This window comes from Armatimonadota bacterium, assembly GCA_039679645.1.
Classification (GTDB): Bacteria; Armatimonadota; UBA5829; order UBA5829; family UBA5829; genus UBA5829.
Window position 1 is genome coordinate 48,780 of record JBDKUO010000061.1, and the last position, 21,437, is coordinate 70,216.

At 51.3% G+C, this 21,437-nt stretch carries 22 protein-coding genes and 1 tRNA gene; 6 read left to right on the forward strand and 17 right to left on the reverse strand.

Annotated elements, in window-relative coordinates; translation table 11 throughout:
- The first annotated feature begins 94 nt into the window (after window positions 1-94).
- Window positions 95-1,066 (forward strand): magnesium/cobalt transporter CorA, encoded by a 972-nt coding sequence (gene corA / locus ABFD83_12625; protein ID MEN6357914.1) that lies wholly within the window; start codon window positions 95-97, stop codon window positions 1,064-1,066.
- 166 nt (window positions 1,067-1,232) lie between these two features.
- Window positions 1,233-1,309: transfer RNA gene (locus tag ABFD83_12630), tRNA-Met, on the forward strand.
- 21 nt (window positions 1,310-1,330) lie between these two features.
- Here the strand turns inward: ABFD83_12630 and ABFD83_12635 are convergent.
- From ABFD83_12635 to ABFD83_12695, 13 genes are all read right to left on the reverse strand, one after another.
- Entirely contained in the window at window positions 1,331-1,897 is a 567-nt protein-coding gene (locus ABFD83_12635) for an HNH endonuclease (protein MEN6357915.1), read from the reverse strand.
- 226 nt (window positions 1,898-2,123) lie between these two features.
- Complete coding sequence (locus ABFD83_12640; GenBank protein MEN6357916.1) at window positions 2,124-2,672, reverse strand: 2-oxoacid:acceptor oxidoreductase family protein; 549 nt, start codon at window positions 2,670-2,672, stop codon at window positions 2,124-2,126.
- Window positions 2,673-2,805: 133 nt separating this feature from the next.
- Window positions 2,806-3,540, reverse strand: a complete 735-nt coding sequence (locus ABFD83_12645; protein MEN6357917.1) for a thiamine pyrophosphate-dependent enzyme — start codon at window positions 3,538-3,540, stop codon at window positions 2,806-2,808.
- Window positions 3,540-4,640 carry a 3-methyl-2-oxobutanoate dehydrogenase subunit VorB gene (locus tag ABFD83_12650; GenBank protein ID MEN6357918.1) on the reverse strand — a complete coding sequence of 367 codons (1,101 nt, stop codon included), beginning with the start codon at window positions 4,638-4,640 and terminating at the stop codon, window positions 3,540-3,542. The genes ABFD83_12645 and ABFD83_12650 overlap by 1 nt, the downstream gene beginning before the upstream one ends.
- Window positions 4,641-4,643: 3 nt before the next feature.
- Complete coding sequence (locus ABFD83_12655) at window positions 4,644-4,850, reverse strand: ferredoxin family protein (protein MEN6357919.1); 207 nt, start codon at window positions 4,848-4,850, stop codon at window positions 4,644-4,646.
- On the reverse strand, window positions 4,851-5,672 hold the full coding sequence (locus ABFD83_12660; protein ID MEN6357920.1) for a hypothetical protein: 822 nt from the start codon (window positions 5,670-5,672) through the stop codon (window positions 4,851-4,853). It lies immediately after the preceding gene.
- A 6-nt stretch (window positions 5,673-5,678) separates the two neighbouring features.
- Window positions 5,679-6,455, reverse strand: coding sequence for a rhomboid family intramembrane serine protease (locus ABFD83_12665; protein ID MEN6357921.1), 777 nt, complete (start codon window positions 6,453-6,455; stop codon window positions 5,679-5,681).
- Window positions 6,456-6,484: 29 nt separating this feature from the next.
- Window positions 6,485-7,156: a glycosyltransferase gene (locus tag ABFD83_12670; GenBank protein ID MEN6357922.1), complete on the reverse strand. Its 672-nt coding sequence runs from the start codon at window positions 7,154-7,156 to the stop codon at window positions 6,485-6,487.
- Entirely contained in the window at window positions 7,157-8,044 is an 888-nt protein-coding gene (locus ABFD83_12675; protein MEN6357923.1) for a copper transporter, read from the reverse strand.
- Between the two features lies 1 nt (window position 8,045).
- Window positions 8,046-9,203 (reverse strand): putative cytokinetic ring protein SteA, encoded by a 1,158-nt coding sequence (steA, locus tag ABFD83_12680; protein ID MEN6357924.1) that lies wholly within the window; start codon window positions 9,201-9,203, stop codon window positions 8,046-8,048.
- Window positions 9,181-10,854, reverse strand: coding sequence for a DNA repair protein RecN (recN, locus tag ABFD83_12685; protein MEN6357925.1), 1,674 nt, complete (start codon window positions 10,852-10,854; stop codon window positions 9,181-9,183). The genes steA and recN overlap by 23 nt, the downstream gene beginning before the upstream one ends.
- A 270-nt stretch (window positions 10,855-11,124) precedes the next feature.
- Window positions 11,125-11,997 carry an NAD(+)/NADH kinase gene (locus ABFD83_12690; protein ID MEN6357926.1) on the reverse strand — a complete coding sequence of 291 codons (873 nt, stop codon included), beginning with the start codon at window positions 11,995-11,997 and terminating at the stop codon, window positions 11,125-11,127.
- Window positions 11,998-12,253: 256 nt separating this feature from the next.
- Window positions 12,254-13,717 carry a tetratricopeptide repeat protein gene (locus tag ABFD83_12695; GenBank protein ID MEN6357927.1) on the reverse strand — a complete coding sequence of 488 codons (1,464 nt, stop codon included), beginning with the start codon at window positions 13,715-13,717 and terminating at the stop codon, window positions 12,254-12,256.
- Between the two features lie 142 nt (window positions 13,718-13,859).
- On the opposite strand from ABFD83_12695, the gene ABFD83_12700 reads away from it, so the two are divergent.
- Together ABFD83_12700 and ABFD83_12705 are read left to right on the forward strand one after the other, a co-directional pair.
- Window positions 13,860-14,369 carry a cyclase family protein gene (locus ABFD83_12700; protein MEN6357928.1) on the forward strand — a complete coding sequence of 170 codons (510 nt, stop codon included), beginning with the start codon at window positions 13,860-13,862 and terminating at the stop codon, window positions 14,367-14,369.
- 226 nt (window positions 14,370-14,595) lie between these two features.
- Entirely contained in the window at window positions 14,596-15,771 is a 1,176-nt protein-coding gene (locus ABFD83_12705; GenBank protein MEN6357929.1) for a hypothetical protein, read from the forward strand.
- A 68-nt stretch (window positions 15,772-15,839) separates the two neighbouring features.
- Here the strand turns inward: ABFD83_12705 and ABFD83_12710 are convergent, their stop codons facing one another.
- The 4 genes from ABFD83_12710 to ABFD83_12725 are packed head-to-tail and all read right to left on the reverse strand — an operon-like array spanning window position 15,840 to window position 19,259.
- The gene (locus ABFD83_12710) at window positions 15,840-17,555 is read right to left on the reverse strand and encodes an ATPase, T2SS/T4P/T4SS family (GenBank protein MEN6357930.1); all 1,716 of its coding nucleotides are present in this window, start codon (window positions 17,553-17,555) and stop codon (window positions 15,840-15,842) included.
- The gene (locus ABFD83_12715) at window positions 17,539-18,183 is read right to left on the reverse strand and encodes a CheB methylesterase domain-containing protein (protein ID MEN6357931.1); all 645 of its coding nucleotides are present in this window, start codon (window positions 18,181-18,183) and stop codon (window positions 17,539-17,541) included. The genes ABFD83_12710 and ABFD83_12715 overlap by 17 nt, the downstream gene beginning before the upstream one ends.
- Window positions 18,184-18,220: 37 nt before the next feature.
- Window positions 18,221-18,391 (reverse strand): DUF3006 domain-containing protein, encoded by a 171-nt coding sequence (locus ABFD83_12720; protein ID MEN6357932.1) that lies wholly within the window; start codon window positions 18,389-18,391, stop codon window positions 18,221-18,223.
- Window positions 18,384-19,259: a hypothetical protein gene (locus ABFD83_12725; GenBank protein MEN6357933.1), complete on the reverse strand. Its 876-nt coding sequence runs from the start codon at window positions 19,257-19,259 to the stop codon at window positions 18,384-18,386. The genes ABFD83_12720 and ABFD83_12725 overlap by 8 nt, the downstream gene beginning before the upstream one ends.
- Before the next feature lie 167 nt (window positions 19,260-19,426).
- Here ABFD83_12725 and acpS point away from each other — a divergent pair, with 167 nt between their 5' ends.
- Together acpS and ABFD83_12735 are read left to right on the forward strand one after the other, a co-directional pair.
- Window positions 19,427-19,789, forward strand: a complete 363-nt coding sequence (acpS, locus tag ABFD83_12730) for a holo-ACP synthase (protein ID MEN6357934.1) — start codon at window positions 19,427-19,429, stop codon at window positions 19,787-19,789.
- Window positions 19,789-21,390: an NAD(P)H-hydrate dehydratase gene (locus tag ABFD83_12735; GenBank protein ID MEN6357935.1), complete on the forward strand. Its 1,602-nt coding sequence runs from the start codon at window positions 19,789-19,791 to the stop codon at window positions 21,388-21,390. Before acpS ends, ABFD83_12735 begins: the two co-directional genes overlap by 1 nt.
- Window positions 21,391-21,437 lie beyond the last annotated feature (47 nt).

Genomic DNA, 21,437 nt, shown 5'->3' on the forward strand with positions numbered 1-21,437 from the left:
TGGAAGAAATCTTAGCGATCCTACGAGTGAGCTCTGGGCAATAGAGTTCCGCGCTCTTGGCTATCTGCTATTTGTTATTCTTGGGAGATGGGCGATGATCAAAACATATCTATTCACTGAAGGCAAGTTCAAGCAGGATGTGCCTCTTGATGACTGGCGCTCACTGGTCAGCGGTGATTGCGCTCTGCTGTGGGTCGATATAAGCGAGTTTGACAAGAATGAAATCGAAGATATCGCAGGCAAGTTCGGTCTGCACCAGTTAGCTATTGAGTCGTGCCTGGATGGATACCGCAGGCCGCATTTGTATGAGTTCGAAGACCATTTCTACGTCAACATGACCCTTATCAGCCCGCGCAATCATAAAAACCATGGCATAAAGCCGGGTGAAATGCATTTATTTGTAGGCGGCAAGTTTATCATTACCGCATCGAAAGAGAAGACCAGCGACGCCGTAAACAATGCGATTAAAGAGTATCAGGATACGCCGGGGCTTTGCTCGCGCGGACCGATGTACGGCGTGTATCTGCTTGCGGAGGATTTGGTAGAGAGCTATTTTCCAATTGTAGAGAACCTGGACAATCAGGCGGATGAGATAGAGTCTCAAATGCTCAACAATGCGACCAAAAAATCGCTGCACAGGCTCTTTGGGCTAAAGAGAAATGCATTTGAGCTTCGGAGGCTGCTTGGTCCGCAGAGGGATATCTTTAGTGAGCTGGCCAGACGAGACTTTTCATTTATCGAGGGTGAGAACCAGGTATACTTTCAGGATGTATACAACCGGATGATACGTATTTTCGATATGTTGGATACCATACGTGAGATATTGAGCGGGAGTTTGGATATATATCTATCCACTGTCTCGAACCGTCTCAACCAGGTGATGATGGCGCTGACAGTCGCCGCTACGATCCTGATGACGCTCTCATTCATCACCGGCTTCTATGGCATGAACTTCACGCATCTGCCGTGGCTTCACGCGCCGAACGCATTTCGTAACATCACGATCCTGATGATTGCCATAACATTGGGAATGCTGTGGTGGTTCAGACGGATCAAGTGGCTTTGAGGTTCGTAATCGTGTATCGTCTATTCGTTGATCGTGGATTGGACATGTTGCGGTAACTCTTGACCGCGTTGAATCAATAAAGCCGTTCCATGCAGCATACGGAACATTTTTGGCAAGTTGCGCCTATTGACTAATAACGGCTTTCCCTGGTAAAATATTCCTGCGTGGCGGAGTACCTCAGTTGGTTAGAGGACCCGGCTCATACCCGGGGCGTCGTCGGTTCGAGCCCGACCTCCGCTACCACTCCACCATACATCACACTTCTTATCCTGCTGCGGTCGGCACAGTCTCTCTTTCAGTCGTCTGAGTGTTTGACGGGTGGTCAAATACGGGCAGATAATCTCTCCAAACCTCATTGTTTGCGCCCGCCATGAACTTGGTCAGGCTTATGAACGGCACATACTTCGGCTTTTTGGGCTGCTGATTGAGAGTATAATTTAGCTGCGAGAGGGTCTTATCGCCTTTCTTTGTGTTGCACTTCTTGCAGCATGCCACAAGGTTGTCCCAAGTATTTTGGCCTCCTAGTCTGCGCGGAATCACGTGGTCCACCGTCAGATCGCTGCCCTTATGCCCGCAATACTGGCAGGTATAGTGATCCCTCGCGAGGATGCTGCGTCTGGAGAGCTTGATCTGCGGCATCGGCCGTCTGACATGGTTTCTGAGCCTGACGACCGAAGGCGCCACATATGCGGTGCTTATCGTGTGCAATTCTCTTGGACTTTCATGGAGCACATCGACTTTGCCGAGAAACACAAGCGATATCGCCCGCCTGATGTTGCAGATATTGAGCGGCTCGTAGTCGCTGTTTAGGACGAGGACCTCATGATTCATAATACCGATCTCTCCCAATAAAAAAGCCCACGCCTGACACGAAGTCAGCGTGGGCTTTTATTATTAATGCCGTACAGCCAATGTTGATAGTGTTCACGCACGCACAAGCCGTCTTCCAGGACTCGCAGCGAGTGCGCCCTGGAGCCGCCGACGAAATTAGTTGGTCTTATCGATGGCATAAGCGTGTTTCACCTAAAGATATTTTAACAGCATGTGGGAGCCTGTGTCAACGCATAGTTGCGTCGATAATTTGTGCGCCTTTTTCAAGCGCGGCTGTGTTCAAAGGTATGAACTTATGGTTACGCTTGGGCAGCGCCTGGGCCATGGATTTTGCTATGGATTCCAGCGAAACCGGTTTGACAAGCTGCGCATAAGCTCCAAGCATCACCATATTTGCAGCCTTTGAGCTGCCGAGTTCTTCTGCAATGTTGCCAGCGTCGATTCCGACTATATCGCAGTCATCACGATAGCCTGGTTTTTCGGCAAGGGATGTGTTGACTACTATCAACCCTTCTCGCCGAACAGACGGAGCGAATTTATCAAGCATATCCTGGGTCAGCGCTATGAGAGTGTGCGGCGATGATGAGACCGGCGAACCGATTTCGTCAGTCGACATTATAACCGTGCACTCAGCCGATCCGCCTCTGGTCTCGGGACCATATGACGGAAACCACACCACATTTCTATCTTCAAGCACTGTCGCGTATGCCAGGAGTTGACCTATCAACATAATTCCCTGGCCGCCAATGCCCGCTATTCTAACTTCCTGATGCATATATTTCTCCGTGTGTATCCAATGCAAGACAAATGGAATTCTTCACACGAAATCACGAAAGAAAGGAAACACGAAAATAAATTTCGTGATTTCGTCTTTTCGTGTTTTCGTGATAAATTAATTCCAGCTCTAATTATCTATCTACAAATACTCCGACAGGAAAGACTTCACTCATTTTCTCATCGATCCACTTAAATGATTCGATAGGTGTCATTCTCCAGTTTGTGGGGCAGTTGCTGAGCACTTCCACCAGAGAGAAGCCTTTGCCGTCGATCTGATTCTGAAATGCGTGTTTGATCGCCTTTTTTGTCTTGACAAGACCCGCCGGGCTTGTAGGCGCGACTCTTTCGATATAAGACGGTCCGTCCAAAGTCGCCAGCATCTCACATACACGTATTGGGTAGCCGTTCACATGCGGGTCTCTACCGGTCGGGCAGGTAGTCGTCTTCTGGCCGATCAGTGTGGTCGGAGCCATCTGCCCGCCTGTCATACCGTATGTAGTGTTGTTGATAAAGATAACCGATATATTCTCGCCTCTGCCTGCCGCATGGACGATCTCAGCGGTGCCTATAGATGCCAGGTCGCCGTCACCCTGATATGACCATACGACTCTGTCCGGCAGCATCCGCTTTACACCCGTCGCAACAGATGGCGCTCTGCCATGAGAGGCCTCAATAATATCGCACGACATATATTCATACATGAAAACCGCACAGCCGACGGGACATACTCCGACGGTTTGGTGAATGATATCAAGTTCGTCCATGACCTCGGCTATAAGGCGATGGGTCGTGCTGTGGAGACATCCAGCACAGTAAGAGAACTCAGCATCCGTAAGTCCTTTTGGTCGTTCAAATACCTTTTGCATCAGTTGGCTGTCTCCTTCCTGCTCGAATAGTGCGATACTACAGGCGGCTTGCCGAACCTTGCGCGCACTTCGTTTAGTATCTCGGTCGGCGTCGGGACAGCTCCGCCGCTGCGTCCATAGAACTCTACCTCGGACGCTCCGTTCACAGCCAGCCTTACATCCTCTACCATCTGACCGCAGTTCATCTCGACCACCAGGAATCGCTTGCCGTCTTTGGCGAGATCGGCGATCTGCAGGGTAGGGAACGGGAAGAGAGTGATAGGGCGCAGCAGCCCGACTTTCATTCCTTCGTCGCGCGCCATGTCGACCACGCTTCGGCAAATGCGCGCAGGGCAGCCGTATGCAACCATTACAAGCTCGGCATCTTCGGTCTGATATTCCTTGAACCTGACCTCATGCATCTGCGCGGCAGCATATTTTGCCTGAATGCGCTGGTTAAGGCCTTCCAGCACCTCAGGGTCGATCCAGAGAGAGTTGATGATATTATGAGCGCGTCCTCTGGCGCCGTTTGTGGCCCATGGCTTCGGATACTCGACTATATCGAAGTTATCATGCATATCCAACGGTTCGAGCATCTGGCCGATGATGGCGTCCATAAGGATCATTGCCGGGTTGCGATATTTATCCGCCAAGTCGAATGCAAGCGGCATGAACTCATAGCACTCCTGCACGCTCCATGGAGCTAGAACCAGCAGCTTATAGTCTCCGTGCCCGCCGCCCTTTGTTGCTTGGAAATAGTCCGCCTGGCCGGGAAGTGTGTTTCCCAGACCCGGTCCACCGCGTTGAACATTGACAATAACGCACGGCAGCTCACATGCGGCTATATAGGAGATTCCTTCCTGTTTGAGGCTGACTCCCGGGCTTGAGGATGAAGTCATAGCTCTCTTGCCGGCGCATGCCGCGCCGTAGACCATGTTGATGGCCGAGACTTCACTTTCGGCCTGTATAAATACTCCGCCATTTGCGGGCATAAGTTCGGACATATACTCGGGAACTTCATTTTGTGGAGTGATCGGGTAGCCAAAGAATGCTTTGCATCCTGCTGCTATCGCTCCGTAACACAGGGCAGCGTTGCCCTTAGTCAATTTCTTTGTCGCCATAAGTTATCTCCATACCTCGATCGCGACATCCGGGCACATGCGCGCACATATGGCGCAGCCTGTGCACTCGTCCTTTTTGATAAAACACGATGGACGGTAACCCTTGTGGTTGAATGAATCCTCCATCGTGATGCAGCCGTTAGGACAGAAGTGAACGCACAGCTCACAGCCCTTGCATCTTTCGCGGTCGATCTTGATTGTGCCTGCCAATCAGCGCACCCCCAATCTACGGTCGATAAATCTAAGCACGCTATTGCGCTCGATCAGCGCCGACATAGAATGCTTTTCTGAGTAAAGATGTATTGCAATAATAATGACAATAGCGCAGGCCTGAAAAACGGGTCCGGTGCTTTGGACCATTATCAGCCCCAAAGCCGCGCCGAGGGTGTTTGACCCCGAATCGCCCATCATTGCCTTGCCTTTAGAATCGATGACCGAAAACATTAGTGTGACGGCGACTACGGCTCCCACAAGCCAGGGGTCCGCAATGTGGCCACCCACTGCAATACATATTACACCTAATCCGACAAAAAATACAGCCACAGCCCTGCCCGGGCGCAGATCAAACAGGTTGAGAATGTTCGATGCCAGAGGGACCAGTATGGCTGCTAGAACCCACTTCAGCGGAGCGCCGCCGGAGATATACCAGCCGGCCGCTATCCCTACGATTCCGCCGCCGATTGCCTTGACTGCCCCCGTGGTGAGCCTGCGTTCAAAGAGAAGCCGTTTGAAGTGACCCTTAAACCCGCCGACTTCGCGCGTGCCCCATATGTCATCGATTATCCCAAGCGCCCACATCGCGCCCATAGGTGCAAGATAGGTCCAAACGCTCTTCATGTGGACGTAATGCATTTGGGCGAGGCCTATCATTACGGCCGCCATATAAACGAACGATACTATTCCGTACGAGGCCATGATCGGGGTCTTTTTATAATTGAGTTTTACAAGTCCGACTTTGGGAGCAAGGCTGAAGACAGCAGCGTACCATAGTATGGCGAACAGCCCTAAAATTGCAGGAATGATATGGTTCAAAGCGCGCTACCGGTTCCTCGTGTCATCATCACCATACGAATCATCAAAGAGCTTGCGCAGGCGGTCTTTGTCGCGCTTCTCTTTGATCCATCCGAATGGGTTTAACTTATGCATTATGCTTTGGCGCCTGTGGACACGCACGACCTGACCCCTGTCTTGCCTGGTCCGCACGCCGAAGTCGTGAGGCAGGATATACCAATATGAAAAAGCGCAGCCCAGCAAAGCAAACAGGCCCAAGAGCAAGTTAACCTGACCATAGGATATCAGCACAAGCACGACATCAAGCAGCGCCAGGTACTTGAGCTTCATAGGGATGATAAAGAAGAACAATATCTGCTGTTCGGGGTTCATCATTGCCCATGCAATTGTGACACCCGCCAGCGGAAGCCATAAGCCGATAAGCGAGATTTGTATGTTCAATAGGACATAGCCTATCCAAAGTCCGCATGCTGTTATTGCGCACATTAGGAAAAAGTACAGCGCATACCGGCCGGTGTCCCATGACCTCTCCAGGCTGCCTCCGGCAACCCACAACCAGTATGCTCCAAAGAGCAGGCTGATAATGTCCCCTCCGACGGCCACCAGGGGATAGGTAACAAATGTCCATGGCATCTTCAGGGCTATTGCCGAGTTGAATCCTAGCAGGTATGTAAATATACCGAGTTTAAACAGGGTGATCGCGATAAAAGTCGCCGCATTCGCTATGATAATCAGCTTTGTCAGCGGTATTCTATCTTCAAAAAGCCAATATCTTATCTTATCGCTTGTTGTGTATCCTCGCATAACTGCTCCAACAACTCAGAATTCAAAATTTACGGTCGTCTTCTTTTCCAAAGAGCCCTGGTAATATCGATAAACTGCTGACCTCTATGCATAAAACCCTTAAAGGTGCGTCCCGACACCCTGTGATTCAAGGGCAGGGGAACCTCTACTATCTTGTAGCCCTTTCTCAGAGCATCGATAGTGAGAGCGGTCTCGACACCGAAGCCCTTCTCGAAACCGCCTATGTCCTCAATCAGTTTGCGCCTGATAGCTCTCTGGCCGGAGATGGGAGCTGTCACCAGCATTCCGCCGTATTTCTTGATTCCCCACCTCGCCAGTTTCAACACAAATCCGAACCCGCCCTTATGACCCGGTGGAGCTTTCATAACTGCAATGGACATGTCCGCCTGGTCGGCTAAAATCGGTTCGAGCAGTTTGTATGTCTCAGCCGCGCTTGGCCCCAGGTCCGCATCGATTATCAGCAAAATATCGGAGTCTGTCTCAGCGGTGCCGCGATTCATAGCCGCGCCTTTGCCGAGGTTCCGGTTCATCTGGATTACGCGCGCGCCTGCATCATATGCAACGAAAGGTGTTTCGTCCTCAGAGCCGTCGTCGATTACAACCACTTCATCTACGCCGGGCATGCCGAGCGCCGCCTGCACAGTCTGGCCTATTGTGTCCTGCTCGTTATACGCAGGTATGAGCACTGTTATTCCGGCCAATTACTTCTTCTCCAGGCTTTGAGGGATGAGTCTATCGGCTGTGTCTTTGACACCGAACTGAGCCTTTTCGCCGTTAAGCGCACAGATCAATGCAATCTGGCCTATAGCCGAATCTACATTGTCGACTGTCGCGATTCCCGATTTATGCCAGACCGGAACATATGAGCCTTCGCATTTGGTTCCCTCACACCCAACTATGGTGACATCCGGTGCCGCGAACTGCGAAATCAACTGAGTATCAATGTACTGAGGGCTAAAAGTGGTCCGTGATTCGGCGCCGCCGACCAATACAATAAACCGGTTGTGTCTGTTATATTCACCCGTAAACTTCGCAATGCCCGAGTCTTCCAGCTTTGAGAGCAAATGCTGATAATCACCGGTATAAAGCAGGTTTGCAAGCATGGAAAATATTTTATCTCTCGCTTCTTTTGGGTCGCCAGGCGGGGTTATACCACAGTTTATCAACGCTGCGCTGATCTTTGCATCATCGTCAAACGGAAATGAACGGTTGATATCAGTGACCGAGTTTACTCGCGCTCCAGCCATCTCCAGAGCAAGTTTCACATTGCCTGAGAGTTCGTCATAATCACCGGTCTGGACTATCGCTACATTTCTCCAGGCCAGTCTGTCCTTTACGACCGTCGGCAGGACCACTCTGCACAGCTCTTCACAGTTTTTGGCGAGTTCAGCTTTTTTTGAGGCATCGTCTGCGGCCATATCGATCTCACGTTTGAGCAGGCGCATGGAATTCTCATAGCGCGTAATTGTGCTGCGCTCCGTGCCGGTGATTGGAGTCCTCTTTGCAAAAGACGTTCCAATGACTATTCCGACTGCCAGCGCGAAGAAAACTGCGGCCAGACTGTATATGTGATAGCGTATATCTATCATTTTATCTTTTCCACTCCCATGGGCGGGTTTTTGTATAAAACTGCCAGAACTGCGACCTTAAGTTGTCTACCATTGCCTGGACCCGCTCTTGCATTGTGGGTGATAGCGCAAAAACGGTCGCCATTACAACCAGTGCCGCCAGCGCCAGAATCCCGACATACTTAACGCTGGGCTGTGCCCGATATAACTTACTTACACCTTTTGCGTCGACTAACCTGTTTCCGACTTTAAGCCTGACAAGAAATGTGCTCGACATACCTTTGCGGCCTTTGTCCAGGAAGTCGATCAGGTGCGAGTGAGTGCCTACGGCGACTATCAACTCGGCGCCCTTCTCATACGCCAACAGCAGCGCCAGGTCTTCACTCGTGCCCGGTATCGCACACACATGAGGTTCTAGCCCGAGTGACTGCACGCGGGGCAGGCCCGGAGCTTTGCCGCTGGTGTAAGCGTGAACTATGAGTTCGGCTCCGCATTTGAGCGTTGCATCAGAGACACTGTCCATGTCTCCTATTATGATATCAGGCTTGAGGCCCATCTCACGAAGGGCATCAGCGCCGCCGTCGACTCCGATCAGAACGGGCTTCATTTCGCGGATATAGTGCCTGATAATTGCGAGGTCCTGCTTGTATGTTTCACCCCGAACGACCACAAGCACATGACGGTTATTGATATCCGTTTTTACGTCGGGCAGCGTAGCGGGGTCAAGCAGCAGTGACTTTTCTTTGGTGACATATGTGAGAGTGTTCTTTGCGAAATCTTCGAGCACAGCGCCCAGATTTGCTTTCGACTCTTCTATGAGCGTATCGACTCTCTCTTTGGTGAGAACTTCGCCATGCGATAGAGTATTACCGTCTCTGCAGATCGCTCCATCTCTGATCTCAATCTGTTCGCCCTCATTAATGGTCTTAAAAAGTTCTTCACCCACATTGTCGATAAGGGCAATCCCTGCGTCTATAAGCACACGAGGTCCGAGGTTGGGGTAATGGCCCGAGCATGATTTTGCGGCGTTTATCACGGCCTTAACGCCTGCTTCTACTAGCATCTGCGCAGCGGTTGAGTCAATATCCTCGTGGTTTATGAGCGCAATATCGCCCGGTTTGAGCCGTTTGGCGAGGTCTTTTGTGCGTTTGTCGAGCCTAATTGTCCCTCTGATATGCAAGTGACAGCATCTCCCTGGCGTGTTGGGCAGCGGCCACGGATGATTCTTCACCGCCCAGCATCCGTGCCAATTCAGCAACCCTCTCTTCTTCTTCGAGTGTGGTTACTCTTACCATACTGCGTCCATCTAATACGATTTTATCGATCGAAAAGTGCCTGTCGGCCTTGCTGGCGACCTGAGGCAGGTGTGTGACGCACAGTATCTGGCAGCTCTTTGCAAGTGACGCGATCTTGTCGCCAAGGACCTGCGCGGTCCTACCGCCAATGCCTGTGTCGATCTCATCGAATACAAGAGTGGGTACCGACGCGCCTGCCGTCACCGACTTCAACGCGAGCATTATTCTTGACATCTCGCCGCCTGAAACTATCTTTGCCAATGGTTTTATGGGCTCGCCCGGGTTCGGCGAAATCATGAACTCCAACCCATCAGCGCCCTTCGGTCCAGGATCGATCGGCAGCATGCTCACTTCAAACTTTGTTTTACCCATCGCAAGGTCAGCCAGTTCGGATTCGACAGCTTTTTCAAACCTCGGCGCAGCAGCTTTTCTGAGCGCAGTAAGCCTTTCGCAGATACCACGCAGATTGTTTTGGAAATCTTCTATACGTCCAGCCAGTGAGGTTGACAGCTCCTCGGCATTTGTAAGCTCGTCTATCTTGCCGGACAGTTCATCGCCGTATTTGACGATTTCTTCTATCGTGTCTCCATATTTGCGCTTAAGGGCACGGATCAAATCAAGCCTCTCCTCGACCTGTTCCAGCCGGTCCGGGTTGGCCTCAACATTCTCCATATAGTCCCTGACCTGGATCAGCGCGTCCTGTGATGCGATAAGAGCAGTGTTGAGGTTATCAACAAACCCGCTCATTGAGGGGTCCATAACAGCCATCTTCTCAGCCGAACCTGCGGCGGCGCTTAATGAGTCGATACACCCCCCGTCCGCATTGAGCGCATCGTGGATCTCGGACGCCGCCGCGTATAGTTTTTCGGCGTTGGCGAGCCTGTTCCTTTCTAGGAGAAGCTCTTCATCCTCACCATGCTGAAGATTTGCATCCGATATCTCCTGCGCCTGGAAATTGTAGAGGTCCAGTAATCGCGCTCTTTCGCGCTCGTCGGATCGCAGCCTATCACGTTCGCCGCACAAATTCATCAGCTCAGCAAATATCTCCTGGGCCTGATCTTTAAGATTAATTGCATCCTCGCCGCACCAGTTGTCATAAATATCAATATGGGTAGGCACTGAGAGAAGAGACTGGTGCTCATGCTGGCCGTGGATATCGATCAGATGGGAAGTAATGTCTTTGAGCACGGAAGCCGTGGCGGGGCGTCCGTTTATACGACACTGCGACCTGCCTCCCTGAGCGATTTCACGGCTCAAAATAAGCAGGCCGTCTTCAGGTTCAAAGCCGTACTCAGACGCCGCACTGATTGCAGCCGGGTTGTCCGATACACTAAAGACAGCCTCCACAAAGGCTTTTTCAGTGCCTGTCCGAACGACCTCACTGCCGGTGCGTTCACCAAGCGCGGCGCCCATCGCGTCCACTATAATCGACTTGCCCGCGCCTGTCTCACCGGTAAGCGCATTGAACCCCGGCGCAACTTCCAGCCTCAAGTCATCTATCAGAGCAAAGTTTTGAATATGGAGCTCGATTAGCATTGTTTTTTAAAAAGGTTGACGATTATCGATTGACAGTCAGAGGTTGCCGGTATCGGCAAGTATGCTTATAGCCTTTCTGGCAATTCATCAACGAGTGTAACAGCACAGTCAGGACATTTACTGATACCAGTCTTGTATTCATATCGACACTTTGGACAATATGACACAGTATTGCACCTCATCTCAGCAATTTCGGCAAATTCCAAATCGTGATTAACAGAAATATTGGATTGACCTGACGCACCTGAACTGATAAATGAATTCTTGGATTTATCCACCACTGAACCTCTGACCCCAGTGCAGTCTGCGCTGCAGTTTGGAATAGAAGCTCTGGGCTTCCAGTTGGACCAGTTTGGCCGTAAAGCCGGCTTTGCCTATCTCCACTTTGTCGCCGCATATCAGGTGCTGCCCGAGTTGGCCGTCAATTGTGACCATTATATCGGGTTTGTCTTCGCGGCACTCAGGCGATATCTGCACACTCTCAGTGTCCGGCACTACCAACGAGCGCGCATTCATAGTGTGAGGGCAAATTGGCGTAATTATTAGCACATCCACATCGGGATGTACCACCGGCCCGCCTGCCGACAGCGAATACGCAGTGCTTCCGGTGGGGCTTGCTATGATAATCCCGTCGGCGGTATATGTAACGATAAACCGATTGTCGACGAAAGTGTTTAGCCCAAGCATTCTTGCGAATGGCCCTTTGGATACCACAACATCATTGAGCGCATAAAATGAGCTGATCTGCTTATTATCGCGCACTACAATTGCGTTAAGGACTACTCTTTCACTTATGGTGTAATCGCCTCGAAGAAACCTTTCGAGTGCAGCCTTTGCTTCATCCGGATGCGTTTCGGTGATAAAGCCGTATTGGCCGAAGTTGACGCCGATCATAAGTGTGCCGCGAGGAGCAGCAAGCCTGCTCCACCTGAGCATGGTCCCGTCGCCGCCGAGTACCATCAGCAGGTCTGCATCGAGCACCTCGCCCTCTGTTACAGAATACTGCGGCCTTCCCATAGCAGAGGCGACATCTTCCGTTATCAATGGGCGTACGTTCTTCTGGGCAAGCCAGTCCGCCAACTCAGCGGCAAGCTGCACGGCATCATTCTTATTCGGATTTGGCGCAAGTCCAACGGTTTTCAATATCTGCACCTAAAGTCTTGCCCGGATAGAATCCGGCACATGTAGTTCAAGCTAACCCATCACCTAATACCTAACATTCATTTGTATGCTGCTGGAATTGACAAGCTCAAAACCTAAACAATTAAGCTGACAGCGCTATTGTCGCAGAAAAAAGCAGATTCCTCGACTTCGCTCAGAATGACAGTATGCGAACAAATTTCTCTGATCGTGAATAGTTCAAGCTAACCATCACCTAATACCTAATACCTAACACCCATTAGGCTCCCGGGTTCTCAAGTCCCGGTTTTTCGCCAAAGCGCTCTAGGTTCTTGATTGCTTCCTCATTCTTCGGATCGATCCTAAGGGCTTTTCGATACTGCTCCTTGGCCTGGTCTACCTGGCCCTTCTTCTCAAGCTCCACGCCCAGATTGTTATAGGCAGGCGAGAACTTTGGAGAGAGGCTGATCGCCTTTTTATATTGCTCGATTGCCTCATCCGATTTGTTCATTTTCGCCAGAGTTGAGCCTATGCCGAAGTATGCGCTGCCTGACTTCGGATCGATTTTGGCTGCCGTCTCATACGCTTCCAATGCCTTCTCGTTATTGCCTTCCGTGAGGTAGATGTATCCGAGATTTAACGCAGCGCCGGCATTGTTTGGGTCTGCCGCAAGCAGGCCCTCCCATGCTTTTGCCGCTTCGGTGTTCTTGTTCAAAGTGGTATAGGCTGTGGCCAGGTTCTGCCATGCAGGCGCGAACTTGGGATTTTTGCCCGTCGCTTCCGACATCTTCGCGATCCCTTCATCAACTTTGCCTGCCTTGAACAATGCCCATCCGAAATAGGCTATTGTCTCGACATCATCGGGATTTGCCTTAGCTGCTTTCCTGAATGCTTCCGTGGAACCTAAGAAACTGTTTTTCTTCAAATAGAGCACGCCAAGGTTATACTGAGGAATAAATTCATCCGGCTTGATCTTGGCGGCGGCTTCATATTGCGCCAGAGCTTTCTCATCCTCACCCTGCGCGGCAAGAATACCTGCAAGTCCAGTGCGTGCCGTATAGTTCTGTGGGTCGGCTGCGCTTGCTTTCTCAAAAGCTGACTGTGCGTCCCGTATGTTCTTCTTGTCGTTTAACGCTATGCCCAGATTGATCCAGAAGTCAGCATTCTGCGGCGCAAGACCGGTTGCTTTTCGCAGTTCGGCAATTCCCTGGTCTGCTTTACCCATTTCTCCAAGCGCAAGGCCGAGATTGTTGTGAATATTCGCATCATTAGGGCTGAGCGCGGCCGCTTTATTGAACTCACCGACAGCGGCCTGGGCATCTTGTAACTTAAGATATGAGTTTCCGAGCCAGTAATAAGCCTCTGCCCAGTCTTTGCGCTGCTTTATGGCTTCCTGGAATTCCGATGCAGCGGCTTTGGCGTCGCCTGTCTGTAGATAGGCTATCCCGAGGTTAAATCGCAGGTCCGAACCGTCCGAGTTGAGCGCGCGCGCTTCTTTCAGCGCTGCCAGCGCATCGCTATATTTCTGCTGCGATAAAAGCATAAAGCCCAGCCAGCGCCTGCAGGTGGCGTCCTTGGGATCGGATTTCGCGGTCTGGGTAAGAGAAGCAATCGCTTCATCGGTCTTGCCCTGTTTGTAGAGTCTTACTCCATCTTCGGTGTTTGCGATTGTCGCTATCGGCACTAACAACGCGACCAGCATGATGGGAAGAATATTACGCATTAGGAGGCAGAATCTATTCATCTTATACAGCTCCGTCAGGTGTTGATCGTGCGGTAGAGCTCGCACCGTCCATATTATACCAGCGCCCAATGTTCAAAACAAGTTCGCAAGCTCTTGCAATATTGTTATTTTCAGAGGTAACATAAAACATTCGGAGGACTGTATGAGAATAATCGATCTTACGCATTCGATCACTCGCAAAAATGCGCCGCAGGATGTAATACCCGTGGTTGTCAGGTCTGCCGATCCGATCAGTCGTGTGGCTTTGGATGATCTGGTTACGCTTGCAACCGTAGTCGATCTGACCGAGCGCGCCGATGAGGCTGAGGTATCGCTTTGTGACATATCGAAAACGGGCGTAGCCGATATCAGGGGCTGCATACTTCGTACGGACTGGTGCGATCATTATCTTTCGGGGCTGCGCGTCCAATCGCCGATATTGACAATTGATGCCGCTTCATATCTGCTGCAGGGTGGCGTGCGCACCATAGCAGCGGACTTCCCAATCACAGCGGATGCAGCGGACCTGCTTCTGCACAATAACTGCATTATCATCCACTGCCTGAGCAACATATCCGAGCTTGGAAAGTCGATAGTACGTTTGGTGGCGCTTCCGCTCAAGATTGAGGATGCATACAGCGCCGAGGCACGCGTTATCGCAATGGAAGAATAACCAATTATCCGGTCTATTAAAAAAGCATATTGACATTGTTATATGCAAAATATATGATAAAATTGTCGCTTGGCTGCTTGCCAAATTTATGTAGAGTGGGAGAGAATTGACTATGTTCAGGAAATGCGGTTTGCTCATTGTTATTTTGTGTATGTGCGCTTGTTTCGCCGGCTGCGGCGGGGGTGGCGGCAATAGTAGTTCCCCTACACCTGTGGCTACAGGAACAGTGAAAGGTTGTGTTTATGCTCCGAATGGCGAGACCACGGTCGAAGGTGCAGTCGTCTATGTGCCTGGCACAAGTGGCGCGAAGAGTCGAGGTGCAGCAACTCCGGAGCCTGCTATTGTATCTACCACAAGTGGTGCGGATGGTTCGTTTACGCTTACGGGCGTGCCCGCCGGAAGTCAGACGCTGAAGATTGCAAAAGGAAGCTGGATAAAGGCATTCAATATCAATGTAGCGGCTGACAAAGAGACCATGGCTCCATCTGCTGATACTACGCTGCCTATTGATGATTCGGGTGACTCGAAGGTTCTCAAAATGGCGGTTATAACAGGTAACTGGGATCGTATGCAGGATGTTCTTGCTAAGTTGGGTATGGGAGAACTGGATACTGCTACGAATCAATTGAAACTGGGAACGGAAAAGTTTGATTTATATGATGGTGATGAATCACTCAGCGGAAAAACGGGTCCCGATGGCGCATATAAAACAGCCATCGAACTGCTCAATAATCCGGCAGAGATGGCAAAGTACGATGTTATTTTTATTAATTGCGGCGCTTGGGTGAATGACGATTTTTCCAGTGGATCGACGATCAGCAATAACGTCAAAAGCTATGTGAGTAACGGCGGCAGCCTGTATGTCACCGACCTTTCTTATGACGTTGTAGAACAGACTTTTCCTGATGCAATAGACTTCATGGGAAGCGATAGCACTTCTGCAGGACAGGCAGAAGATATGGGTGCTGCTGATGTTGGGGATACTGACATAACCTGTGACGCGTCGATACAAGACCCAGCGCTCAAGAGCTGGCTGGCAAAGAACTACGCTGGCGCGCTCAATGGCGACGGAACAATCACGATTCGCGGCTTTTTGGGTGGCTGGGCTGTTATGAATTCTGTTCCGGCTTCAACGAAGACGTGGATTCAGGGGAATATCAGCTATGGGAGCTATGGGTCAGAAGCGCTTTCCGCTTCAAAAGGCAGATCGCATACGCTGCGGTCGACCTCTTCGACGCGGAACCGGGACTCAGCGGTGAAGCCGCTGACCGTAACGTTTAAGTACGGCAGTGGCCGGGTTCTATTTACCAGCTATCACACAGAAGAGGAATCGCCAAGTCCGAACCTGACTCCGCAGGAGTGTGTGTTGACCTATCTCGTATTTGAGATAACAGCGCTTTAGAGACAGAAAATCGTATGAGTTTTAGGGTTTGGCTGAGCAGCATTGCACAGCCAAATCCTAAAACCAATTTACTCATCCTCAACAAACACCTTCCGCCGCACTTCGTCTATTGTCGTAAGTCCCGCCATAATTTTCTCTACGGCATGATCTTTCATTGGCTTCATACCGGCAGCGATCGCCACTTCGCGGACCTGGTCTGCCGTGGGGTTATGCAGCGTCAGGCGGCGCATCTCTTCGTTCACAGGCATCAGCTCGAATATTGCGAGTCTACCAGCATAACCGCGCATGCTGCACTGCGGGCATCCGACGGGCTTGTAGAACTCCGCCTGGCCGTCCATCTCTTCCATGCCCAGCAGGGCAAGTTCGTCGATTGTGGGTGTATAGGGAGATTTGCAGCGCGGGCACAAAGTGCGCACCAACCTCTGCGCGAGCACGCCGATCACCGATGACCCGATTAAAAACGGCTCGACACCCATATCCACCAGACGGGTAATTGCGCTTGGAGCTGTGTTGCAGTGAAGTGTTGAAAAGACCAGGTGGCCTGTCATGGCGGCTTGGAATGCGACTTCAGCGGTTTCGCCGTCTCGAATTTCTCCGACGAGGATAACGTCCGGGTCCTGACGCAGGATAGCCCTGAGCTGCGCTGCGAATGTCAGTCCGGCTCGCACATTGACTGCCGACTGATTGACGCCTTCGAGTTCGTATTCGATAGGGTCTTCGCAGGTCATAATGTTGGATTCTTCAGACTTGATGTGCATGAGTGCGGTGTAAAGAGTTGTGGTCTTGCCACTGCCGGTCGGTCCTGTGACCAGTATGATCCCATGGGGCTTTCTGATAAGACTCTCAAATGTTGCCCGTTCTTCTTCGGCAAAACCGAGCTTATCGACCGAAAACTGCTGCGCCGATTTGTCGAGCACACGCATGACAATTCTTTCGCCATATTGGACCGGCAGGGTAGAGATGCGCAGATCGATATTCTTGTTGTGAATCCTCAAGGCTATCCTGCCGTCCTGCGGCTTGCGCTTTTCGGCTATGTCAAGCTCGGACATGATCTTGATACGACTGATTACAGCGGGCTGAATGGCCTTCGGCAGATTGCGAATGTGCTGCAGAGCGCCATCTATCCGGTAACGAATCTCAAGATGGTTTGCTCTGGGCTCAAGGTGAATGTCGCTGGCATGCTGCTTAATAGCTTCCTGCAGAACAAGGTTCACGGTCTTGATTACGGGAGCCTGGCCGCTTTGTCTTCGCTCCTCGGCGATATCGTTTGTGATATCGTTCTCGTGGACCTGCACGTCAACACCTTCGACAGCTTCCTCGATAGACGCCGTGATATCATCTCCACTGGAACCGCCGTAGACCTGGTCCAATGTCGCCATGATGCGTGCCTCACTTGCTAGGAGAGGCTCGACACGCATGCGGCTGCTCCTGGCGACGGCATCTATCGCCTCGACATCCATGGGGTTGGACATTGCAACCGCAAGTTTGTCTTTCGACATACTGACCGGCACGAGAGCGTATGTGCGGGCAATCGCTTCGGGTACAAGCTGCGTTACCTCATTTGCTATTGGATATTCACCCAATTGGACATGAGGCATTTCGAGTTGAAGCGCGCGCGCCTCGGCTATGTCATCTTCCGAGGCTAAGCCCGCTTCGAGCAAAATTTGTCCCAGACGCTTGTAGCTCTGCTTTTGCCTGTTTAGGGCCCACTCGAGTTGGTCTGCAGTTAGCACGCCTGCCGCAACCAGCATATCGCCCAGCCGTGTCTTAGGCAGCGATTGCATCGGCGTTCTCCTTTGCAAGCTCGATTATACGGTCGGCGATGCTCCACAGCGGCAGCGTCTCATGAACAATGCCCGCTTCGATTGCATACGAGGGCAGGTCGAAGACAACACTTGAAGCCGAATCCTGCGCAATTGTGGTCCCTCCGGCGCTGTGGATTGCGCGAAGTCCTTCTCGCCCGTCCGTCCCAATGCCGGTAAGCAACACGCCAACAGCTCGCTTGCCAAACGTATCAGCAATTGAGGTCATTGTGTGATCTACCCGCCAGCGGCGTTCTTCAGGCAGATCCTCTACATTCTCGACAAGTACTTGCCAGCCTGGTGCGCCGAAGTCATTTGCTGATAGTGTCAAGCGGCAGTTGCTGGGTGTCATCAAAATTCGCGACGGCTGCAGGGCTTGTCCATCGACAGGCTCGTGAACGGGCAAATTGCAGGTCTGATTGAGTATATCCGCAAGCACGCGCGTGAAACCGTTTCGTATCTGCTGGATGACGATTATCGTGCCGGGAAAGCTGGACGGGAATCGAGGCAATATCTGCGTGAGCGCCTGTGGTCCTCCAGTGCTTGCAGCTATGACCACAACCAGTCCGGTGTTGTTATGGGCAGGTATTAAAGAATCGGAGATCTGCATCTTGTTACCCCGCATGGGATGCGGGATCTACCGCAGCCTATGCATTATTTTCAACGCGCACGATGATAGTCAGCACGGCTCCCTCGACAGCTTCCGGGGGCAATTTTTCAACCGGCCAGTCGATCTGTTGTCCGTCTTCCTCCAGCAGGACAACGGCATATCCGTTTTCGACTCTATCCACAAACGCGCACAGTTTCTTGTCAGTCATGGCCGCCTCTCTCACTGTTGGTAATAATAGTGCGGCCGTCACTTATAATACTTATTGTGCCATTTTTATCTGTCCGCTGTAGCTTGGCGCCGGTATTTTTCGGGTCAATTCTTTGTAAAACAGCCCGACTTGGTCGTCTGACGGATGAAACAATGCATTGCTCCGGGCGTACACGTGATAAAAATTCGAGCGTGGCTGAACCTGATTTGCCGCCTCTTGGGATGACTAATACATCGTTTTCAATATCCATTCCAGACTTGACCAGATAGTTTTCCGTATCCTCATCGGCTTCCGATGTAAACAAAAATCGCTTGCCTTTGAATGTCAGCCTGACCACAAGCGAGTTGCTGTCGGATTCCGACCTTGTATGCGGCAATAGAGAACGCGGCGGGCTCAAGACTTCGAGCTTTATCGAATGGGAGAGCTTGATAATGTCGCCGCCGTAGATGTCTGTCTCCGGCACATTGTGGGCGCGAGCGTAGTCGATTGCCCGCCTCCAAGCGCCAGATGAGCCTGTCTTTTCACCTCGCAGGACTCTTTTCACATTGAAACGGCTTATTATAGCGTCAAGGGATCCGCCGCGGTTAGATGTCGGGTTGGTTATCAGTATGTCCATGCTGCGGACATCTGCGTCCTGCAAGTAGGTAATCAGAGCTGCGGCTGTGCGCCTTGATCCGGGGTCTATAAGGAGATATTTGCCTTCGGGGGTACGCACCAGCGCCGCATTGCCATAGTCGGCGCTCAAGAAATCGATCTTGATGACCGGGCCTTTGGGCAGTTTATCGCGTCCGGCAGTGATGTAGCCGACATATATACCTGCCGCGAGAGCGATGATTATAATAAGTAATGGTAATAATACTCTGCGCATAATTAATCCTGTCGGCAATGAACAAACTCACAGCAATAAGCCCCGGAAGTGGGAAGTCTGCTTGTTTATGATATCTATCTTAATAACTAAACAGAACTCCGTCAAATGCAGGAGTTTTTAAGTTTGCGGCGTAAGAGTAAGCGTTACAGCAAATATGTGGGGTAAAAATGCCGATATTAGGTGTAGGGACGGATATAGTAGAGACCGAGCGTATTCGAGATGCCATGGAGCGCGAAGCAAGTTTCGCTCGCCGCGTGTTCACGCAGGCCGAACTGGACTACTCGCTCGCTAAGCAGTCGAAGTATCTCCATCTTGCCGCCAGGTTTGCCGCAAAAGAGGCCGTGGCAAAGGCTCTCGGTAGATCGTTTTCTTGGCAGGATGTAGAGGTTGTCAATAATGCACTTGGCAGGCCGGAGGTCAAGCTGCACGGTGAGGCAAAGGGTGCCGCGGGCAAAGCAAAAGTGCACTTGAGTGTGTCGCATACAAAAAATTACGCCAGCGCGGTTGTGGTTGTGGAGGATGAGAGTTGATGGGGTTCGGCACACGGATTGTAACTGTGCAGCAGATGCGCGACCTCGACAGACGCGCAACTGAAGAGTTCGGAATTCCGAGCATTCTGCTTATGGAGAATGCCGGTCGAGCTGTATATGAAGCGGCTGTAGAGTTACTCGGCAGTGTAGAGCTTAGGGATATAGTTATAGTTGCCGGGCCTGGTAACAACGGCGGCGACGGCTTTGTGACAGCGCGTTTTATGCACAACGCGGGCGCAAACGTAAAAATATTCTATTTTGGCGAGAGGCAGTCAGCCAAAGGGGATGCGCTCACAAATATCGAGATTGCAGAGAAGATCGGCCTGGAGATCGACTATTCTAAAGATATAGACGCTCTTAGCCGGGCGATTAAGTCAAGCCATCTTGTGATTGATGCCCTGCTGGGGACGGGTGTAAGGGGTGAATTAAGACTTGAGGCTGCGCAGGTCGTCGGTGCGATGAATCGCAGAAGATGCCCGTTGATCGCTGTGGATATTCCATCCGGCATAGATGCGGATACCGGTAAACCTCTCGGGCCACCTCTTGGTCGCGAACACGTTCTAGAAGAGTCCGTCATAGCAGATGTTACCGTGACATTAGCATTGCCCAAAGTCGGTTTGATTACGGAGGGCGACGGGGCATGGCATACGGGAAAACTCATAATTGCCGAAATAAGCATGCCTTCGGAAGCTGTAAATACGACTGATGTTCCTTTCACATATGTCAATGAGAGTCCTGCAGGATTGCCGCCGCGCAGTATGTTTGCTCATAAGGGCAATATGGGGCATCTGGCGATTGTTGCCGGTTCGATCGGTATGACCGGTGCAGCGACTCTAGCCGCCGAAGGAGCGCTCAGGATCGGGACTGGGCTGGTAACAGTAGCCGTACCCGAATCGTTAAACGATATTATGGAAGTCAAGCTGACAGAGGCTATGACTATCCCGGTGCCCGAAGGCAAGTCCCGCGCATTTGGTATGGCTTCACTGGATAAGGTGCTTGAGATAATCGAAAAGCGCGATGCCGTAGTGATCGGCCCCGGATTTGGCAGAGATGAAGACACGATAGCCTTCACACTGGAGCTGATTAAGCATATAGATAAGCCTGCAATAATAGATGCCGACGCGCTATTTGCGATTTCTACGGATTTGAGCGTCTTAAAAAATTGTAAGGCTCCGCTTGTGTTGACGCCGCATCCGGGAGAGATGGCCACTTTGTTAGGAACGTCTATCGATAAAGTGCAGTCAAATAGATTAGAGGCCGCGCGATCATTTGCGCAAGAACAAGGTGTGACGCTCGTTCTTAAGGGCGCGCGAACCGTAATTGCCGAACCCGGAGGAATGGCGTTTATAAATCTGTCCGGCACGCCCGGTATGGCAACCGGCGGGACGGGTGACGTATTATCCGGCATGATAGGCGGGCTGCTTGCGCGAGAGCCTGATGGGCTGACATGGATGCAGGCTTGCAGCGCGGTCTATTATCATGGCCGGGCTGGAGAGTTGGCAGCGGAAAAGCTCGGAGCGGAAGCCATGCTTGCCTCAGACCTGGCGGACAACATCAGCGCGGCCATAATAGAAGAGATGGATGAATCAGAAAAGGAGTGACGAGCCATTAACGATTACAAGAAAGTCCTCATTTGTATTTTAATGCT

Excerpts from the sequence above, each read along its gene's own strand:
- recN (MEN6357925.1), bottom strand. The coding sequence starts at position 10,854 with ATGCTAATCGAGCTCCATATTCAAAACTTTGCTCTGATAGATGACTTG.
- ABFD83_12715 (MEN6357931.1), bottom strand. The coding sequence starts at position 18,183 with ATGCAGATCTCCGATTCTTTAATACCTGCCCATAACAACACCGGACTG.
- ABFD83_12650 (MEN6357918.1), bottom strand. The coding sequence starts at position 4,640 with ATGGCGACAAAGAAATTGACTAAGGGCAACGCTGCCCTGTGTTACGGA.
- ABFD83_12675 (MEN6357923.1), bottom strand. The coding sequence starts at position 8,044 with ATGATAGATATACGCTATCACATATACAGTCTGGCCGCAGTTTTCTTC.
- ABFD83_12725 (MEN6357933.1), bottom strand. The coding sequence starts at position 19,259 with ATGCGCAGAGTATTATTACCATTACTTATTATAATCATCGCTCTCGCG.
- ABFD83_12720 (MEN6357932.1), bottom strand. The coding sequence starts at position 18,391 with ATGACTGACAAGAAACTGTGCGCGTTTGTGGATAGAGTCGAAAACGGA.
- ABFD83_12695 (MEN6357927.1), bottom strand. The coding sequence starts at position 13,717 with ATGAATAGATTCTGCCTCCTAATGCGTAATATTCTTCCCATCATGCTG.
- ABFD83_12665 (MEN6357921.1), bottom strand. The coding sequence starts at position 6,455 with ATGCGAGGATACACAACAAGCGATAAGATAAGATATTGGCTTTTTGAA.
- ABFD83_12735 (MEN6357935.1), top strand. The coding sequence starts at position 19,789 with ATGGGGTTCGGCACACGGATTGTAACTGTGCAGCAGATGCGCGACCTC.
- ABFD83_12700 (MEN6357928.1), top strand. The coding sequence starts at position 13,860 with ATGAGAATAATCGATCTTACGCATTCGATCACTCGCAAAAATGCGCCG.
- ABFD83_12640 (MEN6357916.1), bottom strand. The coding sequence starts at position 2,672 with ATGCATCAGGAAGTTAGAATAGCGGGCATTGGCGGCCAGGGAATTATG.
- ABFD83_12710 (MEN6357930.1), bottom strand. The coding sequence starts at position 17,555 with ATGCAATCGCTGCCTAAGACACGGCTGGGCGATATGCTGGTTGCGGCA.
- ABFD83_12645 (MEN6357917.1), bottom strand. The coding sequence starts at position 3,540 with ATGCAAAAGGTATTTGAACGACCAAAAGGACTTACGGATGCTGAGTTC.
- corA (MEN6357914.1), top strand. The coding sequence starts at position 95 with ATGATCAAAACATATCTATTCACTGAAGGCAAGTTCAAGCAGGATGTG.
- acpS (MEN6357934.1), top strand. The coding sequence starts at position 19,427 with ATGCCGATATTAGGTGTAGGGACGGATATAGTAGAGACCGAGCGTATT.
- ABFD83_12635 (MEN6357915.1), bottom strand. The coding sequence starts at position 1,897 with ATGAATCATGAGGTCCTCGTCCTAAACAGCGACTACGAGCCGCTCAAT.